Here is a 13,304-nt window from a genome sequence, read left to right on the forward strand (position 1 = left end):
AAGGGAAGGCGCGTGCTCGTGCGCGAGACTTCGGACGTGAGGATCGCGACCTGGAACCTCGAAGGCAAGTGGACGCCGCGGCACCAGCGGCTGACCATGTCCCTGCGGGCGGACCTGCTCCTACTGACCGAGGTGCTCGCCACGGTCGAGATCCCTGGGCTCAACATCCATCTCACCGAAGGTGAGATGCAACCGGGGCGTCGTTGGGCCGCGGTCGCGGCTGAAGCACCTATGCGACCCCTGCCTGATCCGCACGGAGCCACCGCGCTCGCCGAGATCGACGGCCTTCGGGTCGCCTCGTCGATCCTGCCGTGGCGAAACGGTGGCGGCGCTCCGCCTTGGGCCGGCCGAGACCAGGGCTCGAGGACAGCTGCCGCTGTCACGAGCATCCGGACGGCTGCGCCCGTCGTTTGGGGCGGCGACTGGAATCACGAGCTGACTGGTCGGCTGTACGCGGGCTCGAAGGACGGCCGGACCTCGATCCACGGCGCTCTCGACTATCTCGGGCTCAGCGCACCTACCGATGCGGCGCCCCACCGACTCCCAGGCGCCCGAACCATCGACCACGTCGCCGTACCCGCGTTCTGGAATGTCACGGCGGTCGAGCACGTCAGCGCGATCGTCGACGGCCTCGAGCTCTCAGACCACGACGTCTACGTCGTTGAAATCGAGTGACTGGCTCAGGGGCGCCGCGACGACCGCGGCAGCGTGTCCGCGACACACGTCGCCGAAGCAAGGGCGACACTTCGACCCGAGCAAAGTTGGAGCCACCGGCCCGCATCTGCCGAACCGCCTTCACCTCGCTCGTCCGGCCAGCGTTGGACTGCTGGCCCCCCAATGCGGCTCGGCGGGTTGATCAGAACGGGCTCCATGCCTGTCGTCCACCGGGCACACGATGTTCGAAGTCACGGCGACCGTCGCTCCATGCCTCTATCCGGACGCCTGGGTGTTGTGCCCAGGGCGCTCGGAGCAGCGCTGCATCGTCCCACGTGTCCGCCGGTACGAGCCGCCACCAGTACTTGGCGGTTCCGCCGCGGAAGCGGAATCGGTCTTGCACGAGGAGTTCTTTGCTCTTGTCGAAGTCCTCCACGGACGAGTTGTACACGCGGATCTCGACGTGTCCGCCGCCGCCCGGCAACCGCACCTCCGGCAACGACTCCCAAGCGCCCTGAACGACCGCGCTTGATCCTCGTGCCTCGGTCCAGAACTCGGAAGGGTCGCGATTGGTGGTTACGACGTCGAGGTGCATATGGGGTCGGCTTACTCCCACGTAGAACAGCCTGCGTTCGGCCTCAGTCAGGGTCGGGATGGTGTCGCCGAAGACATGGAACAGGGTCCACGTCGGATGGATCAGCGGATAGTTCCGCTGCGTGACATCGACGAGGATGACCGTGTCTGCCTCTTGGCCCTTGAAGCCGTGAGTCGAACTGAAGCGAAGTTCCTCTGGCTCCTCGACGTCCAGGATCTGCCGGAGGTAGGCGCCGTAGGCGGCGAACTCCGAGAAAGTGCGTGGATCTTCGTCGAGGTTGACGGTCCACGTCCCGCGTCGCTTACGGGAGAGCACGGCGACAGTACGACCTTTAACGCGATGTTCCTGGATTAGGCGGAGGAGCGCCGGAGTCTGTCGGTCGTATTCACCGAAGGCGGCAGCCTCGATCGGCGATGGATCGAAGGTGTCTGCTGTGAACTCACGAATGTGGCCGCGCTCCATGCGCGCTGCCTGAGCCGGAGCCCCGCGGCCCCCCATGACGGTGTTGCCAAGCGTGACGAGTGTGGTGGCCGAGCGTCGGTTGGTCGCGAGGGCGAGTCGGGTCGCATCCCGGAAGTCGGCTTCGAACGAACTGAAGTAGGCCGTGCTGGAGCCGGCGAACTCGTTGATGGCTTGCCAGTCGTCGCCCACGGCCATGACACGACACTTGGGGGATGTCCGCAAGATGGCATCGAGGAGCTCGAAGAACATCAAGGAGAAGTCTTGGAACTCGTCGACGACGATGTGTTCCAGCGTGCTCAGATCGCCCTCGACTCTGCCGCCGCGGCCAAACGACGTGGTGCCTGTTCTCACCTTGTCGACGGCGCGCCACATGAGTCCAGTGAAGTCTTCCTTCGCGTCGGCGGTGAGGCTGGCAGCGTAGGCGTCGAGAAGTTCGGCGCCGAGGTCGATGAATCGGTCGAGGTCGGGGTCGTCCATGCCCATGGTGGCCCAGGCCTGACGAAGATCCTCACCTGCCCAGCGGCGCTGTCGTGCGCGGCCGATGATCGTGGTCGTGGCGTCAGTGAACCTGTCCAGGGCGCGCTTCTTGATTCGGTGCCACAGCTCCTCATCGGTGAGTGGGTGCAGTGGCGCGCCGACGCTGCGGAGGTCTGCCAGCATCCTCTCCTCGAAGCCGGGCTTCGCGATGTCGCTCGGGAAGTACTCCAGGAACACCTCGTCCCTCTCAGCCCAGAACTCGCGCTTGGCCTGGCTCTGACGGTCGTAGTCGGGGTCTCCTTGAAGGCCGAAGTACTCGATGACGATTCGGCGCTTCTTGTTCTGGTCGTAGATGGAGAAGTCGGGCTTGTAGTTCTGACCGTTCCAACGCACATCGTGTTCGTAGCCGTAGTAGGACTCGGCTCCACGCCCGTCACCGGCGATGCCGTTGCTGAACAGGATGTTCGCGATGACCTTCTCGCCGTAAGACTTGACGAAGTCTCCCTTGATGCTCTCGTCCTGGAGGTGGCGCCGATACGCGAGTTGGTCCGTGGCCGAGAGGTTGTCGCCGCGTTCGAGGATCCGGCTCCAGTCACGCCGGAAGTAGGCGAGCATGACTTCACGGACCAACTCTTCTTTGCCTGGCGTACGCATAAGTTCGTCCCGGACGTCCTGAACGTGCCTGTTGAGAGCTCGCATCGAGTCGGACCGATCAAACAGCAGGTTTTGGGACGGGTGGACGACTCGGTGGGCCAGCGCATGGAACGTCATGACATGAGGGACGCGTCCCTGCGGCAGCATCTTCTCCAGCCGGTCGCGCATCTCGTCGGCGGCCGCCACGTTGAACGCAAGCATGAGAATGCGGCTCGGATCCACGCCGCAGGCTTGGATGAGGAAAACAGAGCGGGCCACCATCGTCGCTGTCTTGCCGCTGCCGGCGCGCGCACCGACCAGGGCGTGCCGTCCATGGGTCGCGATGGCGAGTGCCTGCGAGGTGTCGGGCACGAATGCTTTGCCATTGGGCATCGTCACGTTCGTGCGGCACCAGCCCGTGACATGGTTGACGAGCGCGTCCTGGAACTCCTGGACGCTGATGAGGTGGTCTGGATCGTTGTGGCGCAGCCATTCCGCCGCGCCGAGGAAGTGCTTTTCGATCTCGACTCGCAAGCGATCCATCAGCTGCTTCTTTTCCGCAGCGCGATCCCTCGCGCTGCGGTCCCGTTCCTCGCGCTCCAGTCGCCGGAGACGCTCCCGTTCGACCTCTTCGGCTGCGCGCTTGCTGGCCTGTTGTTCCGCATGTGCGCGTTCACGTTCTGCGCGGTGCGCTCGGCGTTCCTGCTCCTCGGCGTCGCGTTGTCGTCGTTTCTCCGCGGCACGCTCCGTTCGCTCCTCGTCGAGGACCTGTGCTCGGTCGCGGTTGACCTTCGCTCGGAACGCAGCGATCGGCCCTTCGTCACGCTTCTCGGTCTGAACTAGGAGCAGTCCGAGCACCTCCCATTCCTCGAGATCGAGGTGCTTATGAAGAGATCCGAGGTTGACCCGTTCCTCGATGTTGCGCCCGGCCTCGGGTCCTGTCGAGATGACATGAGGGATGTGCTCGGCGAGGTACCAGGTCCGCCTCTCGGGCCAGTCACTCCAGGAGGCCAACAACTTGATGAGGAGCTGGCGCGCAGCGGCGTCCATGTTGCTCCTCCCTCCCGAATACGCACGATTACGAAGATGATGACATCTGAGGCGGTCCGGCGAAGTCGTTCCTGCCGGCCCACACGACCGTGCGGTGCTTGTCCGTGTACATCAGGGAGATGAGTGAGCGCTCCGAGAAAGCGAGGACCAGTGGCGGCCCCGGCGACCTGCAGCGAGCGCGTCCAACAATTCTGATGGCGTGTTCTTAGGGATACCTGTTGACCTGCGCAAACGCAGGTATCCTCCTCCCGAATCCGGGCAGGTATCCCGAAATCGTGGATACCTGACGGCGCATCGTCGAGGGCATGTTCGACCCCCACAACCCGGTCCCGACGTGGTCGGTCTCGACGATGCGGCGCGTCGCTGCGGAACCGACGCTCGCGGCCGCCGCACTGCGCTACGCCAACCTCGGCATCCCGGTGTTCCCGTGCGTGCCCGGCGGAAAGCAGCCGCTGGCTCCGAACGGCTTCCACGACGCCACCTCGGTCGCCCGCGTTGTCGACGCATGGTGGCAGCGCACGCCTGAGGCGAACATCGGACTGCCGACCGGCACGCCCACCGGCGTACTCGTCGTCGATGTCGACGTCCACGCCGGAGGCAGCGGGTTCGCCGCCTTCGAGCGAGCCCGCGCCGAGGGGTTCGGGGACGCCTGGGGGTGGCTGGTGCGTACTCCGTCCGGCGGTCTGCACGCGTACTACCCGAATGTCCGTGGTCAGGAGCAACGGAGCTGGCAAGTCCCGGCGGCGCACGTCGACTTCCGCGGCGACGGCGGCTACGTGATCGCTCCCCCGTCACGGGTCTCGGTCGACGGCGCCATGCGGTCGTACGACGTCATCGCCGTCGCCACGCATACTGCGAAGTCCGTCGATGCCGTTGAGCTCCGCCGGTTCCTGGAGCCGCCCCGACCGACACCGGCGCTGCCGCCGCCCGGGATGCCAGCCACGGGATGCCGTCCTGACGCGCTCGCGCGAACGGTGGCCCTGACTCCAGAGGGCGGCCGCAACCACGCGCTCTTCTGGGCGTCGTGCCGCATGGCCGAGAACGGGCTCAGCCATGCCGACGCCATGAGCTGGCTCGTGCCGGCCGCGCAGTGCGCCGGACTCCCCGACCGCGAGATCGAGACCACGGTCAACTCCGCATTCCGCATCGCCCCCCGGCTCGGCCCAGGGAGCCGCCCGGGCCCTACCCCAGCGAGTGAAGGGATCCACCTGTGAACACGCACGCCGAGTACCGCCGCCACAGCTCCGGACCGTCGGAGCAACCGGCCGTCCCCGACGCCGTCGCGCCCGATGCGAGTGGGCTGGCGCGGCATCACGACCCATCCCTCCAGTCGTACCAGCCGGGGCGGGAGCAAGCGCAGAAGCGAGTGGCTTGGGTGCGCCCCACCGAGCTCGGTTCGTACGTCGGGCCGATGGTCGGCCGTGGGATCGACCTCCAGGCGGAGCTTGCGCGACGAGCACGACGTACGCCGGCAACCGCCACCCGGACGATCCGCCACTCCGCACCGCACCTCGCGACGACGTCCGCAGCGAGCCCGGAAGGACTGGGACTGTGAACGCCTCGTTTGCCACCCCCGAGGGCCTGCGGGCAGTGCTGGAGCGCCTGCACGACCGCGAGAGCGCTGGCTACTGGGCATGGCGGCAGGACCCTGAGGCCGAGAGGCTCATGCAGTTCACGATCGGCAAGTACCGATCGCTGGCGCGCACCCATCACTGCGAGCCTGAGGATTCGGCGTACGCCGCCTTCGAGGCCATGCGAACACGTGCGGTCAGGTGCGCCGAGGACCCATGGGCGGTCATCACCCGCGCCGTCCAGGTCAGTTTGATCGCCGAGGAACGCGCAGCGGGGCTGCTCTGCTCGACCGCGCAGGCGCGGCGCCGCGAGGTCATGCGTCATCACGACGCCCGCCGCTTCGGTGAGGATGAGACCGGCTTCCTCGAACTCCTTGCCGAGAGCCGCGGTCCGTCGCCCGTCGATGCCAGCGCGGCGCCCCCGCCGTTGAAGCCCGGAGAGACACCCCCGACGAAGGCGCTCGAGGCGCTCAGCCTGGTGATCAGCATGTTCGTTGCACTGGGCTGGCCGAGCAACAGCGCCACCTGCACCCTCGACTACATCGCCACCCGGTTGATGGAGACGGGCGACCGGCATGTCGCCCACTCCTACCTCCGGCGGGATCAGGCCGGACGAGCCGCGCTCGACCTGGACCGCAAATCCTGGGCGACGGTGCTGCGGATCGTGCTCGGCAACCCCGACAGAGCCGCCGCCGCGACGAGGGCCGGCGTCGGCGTACTCGCCATGCTGGCCTGTGACTGGAAGGTCGTCGACCTGCTCGCAGATGACGGGCTCGTCGTGGAGATCCGCGACGCCGCCCCGAAGGTCGCCAGGAGGATCGATGCCTGACAAGAGCCACATCGAACTCGAGCGCCAGATCGACTCGATCACCGTCGGCGTACGCCACCGCAAGGACCCCGGCGAGCTGACTGCGCTGATGAAGTCGATCGAGGAGGTTGGCCTCCTGCAGCCCGTCACCGTCACTCCCGACGGCGTCCTGATATGCGGCTGGCGACGACTGGAAGCGTTGCGCCAGCTCGGCCGGCGAACCTTGAGCGTGTGGGTCCGCGCAGGTATCTCCGACCAGCTCTCGCATCTGCTCGCCCAGCAGGACGAGAACGAGCAGCGCAAGCCACTCTCGCCGGTGGAGACCGCCCGGCTCTACGCAGAGATCAAGATCCTCGAGAAGGAGGACGCGCAGCGCCGCATGGCCGCCACGCAGTTCGGCGGGGCAGGTCGCGATGGCGAAGCCTCCGGCTCCGGTGATTCGCCGGAGCCGTGCGGTGACTCTCGGACGCGCGCCGCCCAACTAGCGACCGGAGGGAACTCGTACCAACGGCTGGAGCAGGTCAACCGGATCCAGGCGATAACCGAGGACGAGACGCTGACCGAGTCGGTACGCGAGTTCGCCTCCAACATGCTCAGTGAGATCGAGGATGGCGCACCTGTCTCGCCGGCCTACAAGCGCGTGAAGGCCGCCGTCGAGCTGGCCAGCAAGCCGCCCCCGCCCACCAGCGACGAGCAGGACGAGGTCACCCGGCTCGCTGCCGAAGCGCTCAAGCGCGTCCAGGAGGAGGAGAACGCCAAGCGCCTGCGGGCGCTCCGGAACAAGGCCAAGCGCGCGCCACGTCATCACAGCCCGCGGTCGTTCACACTGATGTGGTCCGAACTCGAGGGATGGACCGAGCTGTACGACGTCGACGAGCTCGCCGGCGCGCTCAAGGACGACGAGTGGGCACGCTTCGAGCGGGTCGTTACCGAGACCATCGACCTGCGCGACCGACTCCGCGACGCCCGTACGGCGGCCGCGTCGGCCTGACCGGCGTACCTCCGGAGTGTCCACCACCTCGACCTCGGAGCCTCGATGCGCAACCTCACCTGGCGCCAGATAGCCGTGATCCTCGGCTGTGTCCTCACCTTCGCGACCCTTGCTATCGGCGTCTACGGACTCGTGCGTGGTCCAGAGGCCACCGAGGCGACCCCGGCGCCTCGAACGACCGGCGAGGTCGCGTCGATCCCGGACGCGGCCACTCCGGTGGTCACGCTCGAAGATCGCGCCCTCCCTCACACGACCGATCCGATCGCCTACGCACGCGCCATCGCGACCTCGCTGTTCGACTGGGACACCAGCCTCGGCTTCCTGCCGACCGACTACGCCGCCGCGGTCTTGGCCGACGCCGACCCGTCTGGCGAGGAGGCGCCCGGTCTGGTCGCCGATGTCGCGACCTACCTCCCGAGCGTCGACCAGTGGCTCGACCTCGGGGCAATGGAAGTACGGCAGTCGATCGAGATCGACGACGCGTACGTGCCCGAGTCCTGGACCGCTGCGGTGCGGCAGGCCCACGGTCACCTCCGACCGGGCACGACGGCCGTGACCGTCACCGGCACGCGGCACCGGAGCGGCGTGTGGAATGGCGAGAGCGCCGAGTCGTCGCACCCTGTCTCGTTCACCGTCTTCGTCGCCTGCGAGCCGTCATTCGACCGCTGCCACGTCCTGCGGCTCTCGCAGCTCGACAACCTACTCAGGTGACGCGGCCATGGGCATCAAGGTGCTCGCCGTCGGCGCTGCGGCCGCCGTACTCCTCGCACCCGGCGCAGCCGTCCTCGGCGTCGCCACCCTGATCAGCCCGGCTGCCGCGGGATCGGGCAGCTGCATGTGGGACAACCATGCAACCGGGAGCCTCGGCGTCACCGGCCCCATCCCGGAGAGCCTCAGCGCGACCAACACCAACGGGGAAGCCGTTACTCTCGACCAGCAGCAGCTCACCCGCGCCGCGGTGATCATCGCCACCGGCCAAAGCGAGAACATCCCGGCCCGCGGCCAGCTGATCGCGATCATGACCGCGCTGACCGAGTCGTCGCTGCGTGTCCTGTCGAACACCGGCGCCTACCCGGACTCCGGCAACATCCCGAACGACGGCGACGGCAGCGACCACGATTCCGTCGGCCTCTTCCAGCAACGCCCCGCCGCGGGGTGGGGCAGCGTCGAGAACCTGATGGACCCTGTCTGGTCCTCCCGAGCCTTCTACGGCGGTCCCAGCGGCCCGAACCACGGCTCGCCGCGAGGCCTGCTCGACACCGACGGCTGGGCCTCGATGGACCCCGGCGTCGCGGCCCAGGCCGTCCAGGTCTCGGCCTATCCCGACCGCTACGCCGTCAACCAGCCGATCGCGGAGAAGGTCCTGGCGACGCTGAGCGGCGTGTCGCTCTCGAGCGAGCTCGCGTGTGCTCAACCGGCGGGCGAGGTGCCGTTGAACCTCCCACCGGGGTTCGCTGGAGACTTCATCGAGGCCGCCGCATCGCAGCTCGGCAAGCCCTACGTGTGGGGCGGTGGCAACTTCGAGGGGCCGACAGGCAGCGGCTTCGACTGCTCCGGCCTCGTCCTCTACGCCGCCTACCAGGCATCTGGCGGGCGCATCCGTCTCCCCCACTACTCCGGCGACCAGATCCATGCTGGGCAAAGCGTCGCCTGGGCCGACAAGCAGCCCGGCGACCTGATCTTCTTCAGCTACCCGGGCGCCGGCGGGCCGCACCACGTTGCTATCTACGTTGGCGGCGATCGGATCCTTCACGCGCCGCGGACCGGGGACGTCGTGCGCTACGGGACGATCGGCGAGTTTTCAGGCGAGGTCATGACCGTTCGACGACTCGATTAACCCCTCGCCCGAATGAAATCGAGCAACTCCCGTCCCTCGAGCCGCTTCGTCTGGTTCCCCAGTCGGACATACAAGCCTGAGTCATTCACCAAGATCGGCTCCGCCGATGGCTCGACGACTACATGGCCGACAACGCATCCGCGAACCTTGGGAAAGGTAACCGTCACACCCCGCATGACCGCAGCCTCTCCCAGGGCTCGACTGAGAAGGTCGCCGAGCAGCCAGCGTTCATAACGGTCAACAGAGCTGTTGAAGAGCGCAAGATCCGGGTCAATACCCACCAGCGAGCCGTCGTCTGCGACGCCGATCAGTAGGTCGCCGCCGTCCGCGTTCATGAACGCCGCGACCGTTTTCAGGACGGCTTCCTCGATGTGCTTCGCCTTGCGCTCCTGCGTTGCGAGATCGATTCGCGCAGACGACTTGAACTCAAGCCGCTGGCCCTCTGGGGACGCCGCGAGAGCGATCAAGTCCCGCTCCTCCGCGCGAACAAGCCGCTTGATCGGACCTTGCCCCGCCAGAGCCCGCAGGGCAGTCAACGACTCGCTGAACCGATGCCCAGACTGAGAGCGGACGAGCAGTCCGAGGTCCTCTAGGCATTCCGCGGCCTCGCCAACCTCGCCGTCGTTGCGGATCCAATCATTCAGCGAATCGGCATCGACATCGGGACTCAGGAGGTAAGCGGCATCCGGGTAGTGGAGTTCGAGAGCTTGGATTGTCTCGGCCCACGTGCGTGCCGCGCCACGTCGCCAGGTCTCGAGAACAGCCTCCACCGACCTCAGCGAAACGTCGGCGTCGTCGCCAATCTGTGAGGTTTCCTCAGACTCGATGCTTGAGCGCACAGCAGAGGCCAGTTGGCGAACGAAGAAGGGCCAGCCCCCTGTGACGCTATGAACAGCCGCGACCGCCTCGTCACTCCATCTCAGGAACATCGGGCGTCCGAGGCCCTTAATTAGGTCCGTGGTCTCCGTCGCTGAGAACGGGGTCATGAAGGTCGGATTGACCTGTCCAAACATCGGGTTGTCGACCCGTCCGTGCTCGGGACCCAGCGAACTCGACAGAAACACTTGGTTCGCGACACCGGAGAATACGAGGGACACGTTTGGAGCGACCTGAGCACACGACCGTAGGGCGCCGAGGAAAGCACGGACCTCCTGCGGGTCAGTCTTTGCCATCTGGACGAGGTGCTCGACCTCGTCAACAGCAATCACGATCCTGAGGCTGGGGTTCCTCGACGCAATCCTGCGAACGCGATCAGCCAGATTGCCCACTGAAGCGCCGTCGACCAGGCCATCAGAATCGTTCCCGATGGTGACCCGCACCCCGGCAGCCGCTCTTGCAGCCCGGAGGTCTTCGAGGAGTGCGGTTAGCGCAGATCGCGCCACGTCGCCTAGCGAACTGGCTGTCACTAGTTGCATGTCAACGATCGTGATCACGACACCTCGCGACAGCAAGGATCTCTTGAGTTCGCGGATGACCGAGGTCTTACCAGAGCGGCGCAACCCGAAGATCGCGATGTTCTGGTCGGCCAAAACACTCGACGACAAATCCCGAAGCAAACCCGCTCGTCCAAAGAAGTCATCGCCGGACACCGGGTTCTGCGCCTGATATAGGTCTCGATCACCGAGCCGTCCGCGGATCTCCTTCAGGAGCGCAACACGCATCTCGTGCGGGGCCATCGTCGTCAGAGCGGCAGCGTCCAGCACGACAATCGTCGTAGGGGAACTATCGTCGTGCGACCACTCGGCGACCTTCTTCGCCGCAGAAGCATCATTCGATACGACCACCGCCAGCTTGGTCGTCGGCGTGAATCTGACCTTCCCCAGCGACGAGCTCTGGCAGCCGTTCGAGATCTCGACCAAGTCGTTCGCGATGGCGTTATACGAGCGTCGCTGAAAGTCTCCCCACGGGGCGTGAAAGATCGCCACCTCGCCGCTGATGCCGAAGCGGCGCTCCACGTCCGTTCCAAGCCGAACGAGCGTGAACGTGAGGTTCTTCAGATCATCGTGCTCGACCTTGTCGGACAAGAAGAAGGTTGGGGTGGGATTGACCGAGGTCATCACGGCGTCGTCCAACGTGTGCACGAGCGGATGCTTCAGAAAGAACCGCTCGCGTACGTCTCGTAGCCCCACGTCGCTCCCTGTCGCACCCAAAGTTGTGGCTGGAACGCCCCCCGAACGGTACGAGACATCGGACCCGCTCGTGGTCGAATGCCGAAGTTGGTGACTTCAGGCGTGCGCGCTGGAAGAGCAGGGAAGAACCGGCGAACGTGGCTCACCTGTGGATCATGGACGCTCGAGTGCGTAGCAGGGCAGCGGTCGGTCCCGACTTCGGTGCGCTTGGCGGCTCCGGAGACCTCCGCGCCATCGTCGGCGCGCTGCTGACCTACGGCCTGATCGTCGCCGTACTCATGCTCGTCATATCGGCGACCACGTGGGCAACCACATCGAGCTCAGGCAACTGGCACGCCGCGCAGAAGGCCAAAGCCGGCTGCTTCGTCGCGATCGGCGGGGCTGCTCTCACCGGCGCGGCACTCACCTGGGCCAACTGGCTGCTGGACATCGGGCCGCACCTATAAGACGTCCGCCCACGACGTCAGGAGCCCCTCCGATGGTCCTTCCCGCTACAGCCCTCCTGCTTCCACTCGACATCGAGATCGATCCGAACTCGAACGGGCTCCCGGGCATCGGCGAGCTCAAGCAGATCGTCGGCGCCTCGATGACGGTCGGGCTGATCCTCGCCGTGCTCGCCCTGATCATCTCCGCGATCGTGTGGGCTCTCGGCGCGAACTCGAGCAACCCGCACCTCGCGGGCAGGGGCAAGCTCGGCGTACTCGTCGCCGTGGGCGCTGCGATCGTCTGCGGCGCCTCGGTGACGCTCGTGAACTTCTTCTGGAACGTCGGCCAGCAGGTCTGAGGGCGATCGTCATGGGTGTCTGCGATGTGCCGGTGATCCACGAGGTCTGCAACGCGGCCGGGGACGCGGCCGGAGCGGTAGTGACGGCGCCGTTCGACTGGCTCGCGCAGGGCATGGGCGGAGCGGCCGAGTGGATGTTCGCGTCCGTGTGGAAGGTCATCGACTCCACGACCTATGTCGACGTGACCAGCGGCGAGTACACGAAGGTCTACAACATCATGTTCGGCGTCGGCGTCTTCGTGACGCTCGGCTTCTTCATGCTCCAAGTCATCGGCGGCATGATCCGCCGCGAACCGGCCGCCCTGTCCAGAGCCGCGCTCGGGCTGGCCAAGTCGATCCTCGGATCATTCGTCGCCCTCGCGTTGCTCGCGACAGCGCTCGAGATCACCGACCAGCTCTGCATCGGCATCGTCAACGCCGCCGGCACCAACATGAACGAGATGGGCGACAAGGTCGCCGTACTCGCCGCGGGGCTTGGCACCATCAACCTCGCCGCACCCGGGGCCGGCGCGATCCTGACGATCTTCCTTGCCAGTCTCGCCATCGTCGGCGCGATGGTGGTGTGGATCAGCCTCCTGATCCGCAATGCGCTCCTGCTGATCGCGATCGTCTTCGCGCCGATCGCACTCGCCGGATCGAGCTGGGACCACACCCGATCCTGGCTGGCCCGCTGGGCGACCTTCGTGCTCGCGATGATCCTCTCGAAGGTCGTCCTCGTGGTGATCTTCCTACTCGCGACCGCGCAAGTATCTGCGCCGATCGACGCGGACCTGGAGTCCGTCAGCCAGCCGATGGCCGGCGTCGTCCTGATGCTGATGGCCGGGTTCGCGCCGTACCTGACCTATAAGGCCATCGCTTTCATGGGCTTCGACATGTACCACGCGATGTCGGCTGAGCAGGAGGCCAAGGGTGCTCTCAATCGCCCGATGCCGATTCCGCTATCCCGGCGCACTGGCAGTGAGCCGGCCAAGGTCCTGGGCGACAGCGGCGCAGGAGGCGGTGGCAGTGGCAGTACGGGGGTTGGCAGCTCGCCCGTGACCGCGGGACCGTCCGCTGGCGGACTCTCGAGTGGTGCGGCTGGCGTTGGCGCGGGGACCGGGAGCGCCTCGGGAGGTGCAGCGGCAGCAGGCGGAGCAGCAGCCGCTGGAGTGGTGGTCGCGAGGGAGGCCGCCGCGGCCGGCCCTGGGCTCGGCAACTTCGTCGCTGCGCAGGCGACCGGTCACCCAGACGCGCACGAGTCTGCTGTGCCCTCGACCGTCCCACCGCCGGTCGCGGACTCGACGCTGGTCAGCACGGCCGGGAAGAAGTGATCG

At 66.4% G+C, this 13,304-nt stretch carries 11 protein-coding genes; 9 read left to right on the forward strand and 2 right to left on the reverse strand.

The genetic code is table 11. From position 1 onward, the window contains the following. Positions 1-36: 36 nt before the first annotated feature. Positions 37-675, forward strand: coding sequence for an endonuclease/exonuclease/phosphatase family protein (locus HPC71_RS12535; RefSeq protein ID WP_154617148.1), 639 nt, complete (start codon positions 37-39; stop codon positions 673-675). Between the two features lie 181 nt (positions 676-856). On the opposite strand, the gene HPC71_RS12540 is transcribed toward HPC71_RS12535, so the two are convergent. Further along, entirely contained in the window at positions 857-3,871 is a 3,015-nt protein-coding gene (locus HPC71_RS12540) for a UvrD-helicase domain-containing protein (RefSeq protein WP_154617146.1), read from the reverse strand. 305 nt (positions 3,872-4,176) lie between these two features. On the opposite strand from HPC71_RS12540, the gene HPC71_RS12545 reads away from it, so the two are divergent. From HPC71_RS12545 to HPC71_RS12565, 5 genes are all read left to right on the forward strand, one after another. Continuing rightward, complete coding sequence (locus HPC71_RS12545) at positions 4,177-5,085, forward strand: bifunctional DNA primase/polymerase (protein WP_154617144.1); 909 nt, start codon at positions 4,177-4,179, stop codon at positions 5,083-5,085. 337 nt (positions 5,086-5,422) lie between these two features. Further along, complete coding sequence (locus tag HPC71_RS12550; RefSeq protein ID WP_171896759.1) at positions 5,423-6,271, forward strand: serine/arginine repetitive matrix protein 2; 849 nt, start codon at positions 5,423-5,425, stop codon at positions 6,269-6,271. Next, a complete protein-coding gene (locus HPC71_RS12555; RefSeq protein WP_195849542.1) occupies positions 6,264-7,241 on the forward strand; it encodes a ParB/RepB/Spo0J family partition protein in 978 nt (325 codons plus the stop codon). The genes HPC71_RS12550 and HPC71_RS12555 overlap by 8 nt, the downstream gene beginning before the upstream one ends. Positions 7,242-7,286: 45 nt before the next feature. Next, positions 7,287-7,952: a hypothetical protein gene (locus tag HPC71_RS12560; protein ID WP_154617140.1), complete on the forward strand. Its 666-nt coding sequence runs from the start codon at positions 7,287-7,289 to the stop codon at positions 7,950-7,952. Positions 7,953-7,959: 7 nt separating this feature from the next. Continuing rightward, positions 7,960-9,078, forward strand: a complete 1,119-nt coding sequence (locus tag HPC71_RS12565) for a C40 family peptidase (protein WP_154617138.1) — start codon at positions 7,960-7,962, stop codon at positions 9,076-9,078. On the opposite strand, the gene HPC71_RS12570 is transcribed toward HPC71_RS12565, so the two are convergent. Beyond that, positions 9,075-11,159, reverse strand: coding sequence for an RNA-binding domain-containing protein (locus tag HPC71_RS12570; RefSeq protein WP_154617136.1), 2,085 nt, complete (start codon positions 11,157-11,159; stop codon positions 9,075-9,077). The two genes, HPC71_RS12565 and HPC71_RS12570, sit on opposite strands and share 4 nt — an antisense overlap. 203 nt (positions 11,160-11,362) lie before the next feature. On the opposite strand from HPC71_RS12570, the gene HPC71_RS12575 reads away from it, so the two are divergent. The 3 genes from HPC71_RS12575 to HPC71_RS12585 are packed head-to-tail and all read left to right on the forward strand — an operon-like array spanning position 11,363 to position 13,301. After that, a complete protein-coding gene (locus HPC71_RS12575) occupies positions 11,363-11,653 on the forward strand; it encodes a DUF6112 family protein (RefSeq protein WP_154617134.1) in 291 nt (96 codons plus the stop codon). A gap of 32 nt (positions 11,654-11,685) precedes the next feature. Then, a complete protein-coding gene (locus HPC71_RS12580) occupies positions 11,686-11,991 on the forward strand; it encodes a DUF6112 family protein (protein ID WP_154617132.1) in 306 nt (101 codons plus the stop codon). Between the two features lie 32 nt (positions 11,992-12,023). After that, positions 12,024-13,301 (forward strand): conjugal transfer protein TrbL, encoded by a 1,278-nt coding sequence (locus HPC71_RS12585; RefSeq protein WP_253943705.1) that lies wholly within the window; start codon positions 12,024-12,026, stop codon positions 13,299-13,301. Positions 13,302-13,304 lie beyond the last annotated feature (3 nt).

Origin of the sequence: Nocardioides marmotae, from assembly GCF_013177455.1 — a bacterium.
Classification (GTDB): domain Bacteria; phylum Actinomycetota; class Actinomycetes; order Propionibacteriales; family Nocardioidaceae; genus Nocardioides; species Nocardioides marmotae.

What these genes read in the sequence shown, in the direction of transcription:
- HPC71_RS12540 (WP_154617146.1), bottom strand. Translation starts at nt 3,871, where the DNA reads ATGGACGCCGCTGCGCGCCAGCTCCTCATCAAGTTGTTGGCCTCCTGG.
- HPC71_RS12545 (WP_154617144.1), top strand. Translation starts at nt 4,177, where the DNA reads ATGTTCGACCCCCACAACCCGGTCCCGACGTGGTCGGTCTCGACGATG.
- HPC71_RS12560 (WP_154617140.1), top strand. Translation starts at nt 7,287, where the DNA reads ATGCGCAACCTCACCTGGCGCCAGATAGCCGTGATCCTCGGCTGTGTC.
- HPC71_RS12555 (WP_195849542.1), top strand. Translation starts at nt 6,264, where the DNA reads ATGCCTGACAAGAGCCACATCGAACTCGAGCGCCAGATCGACTCGATC.
- HPC71_RS12580 (WP_154617132.1), top strand. Translation starts at nt 11,686, where the DNA reads ATGGTCCTTCCCGCTACAGCCCTCCTGCTTCCACTCGACATCGAGATC.
- HPC71_RS12575 (WP_154617134.1), top strand. Translation starts at nt 11,363, where the DNA reads ATGGACGCTCGAGTGCGTAGCAGGGCAGCGGTCGGTCCCGACTTCGGT.
- HPC71_RS12565 (WP_154617138.1), top strand. Translation starts at nt 7,960, where the DNA reads ATGGGCATCAAGGTGCTCGCCGTCGGCGCTGCGGCCGCCGTACTCCTC.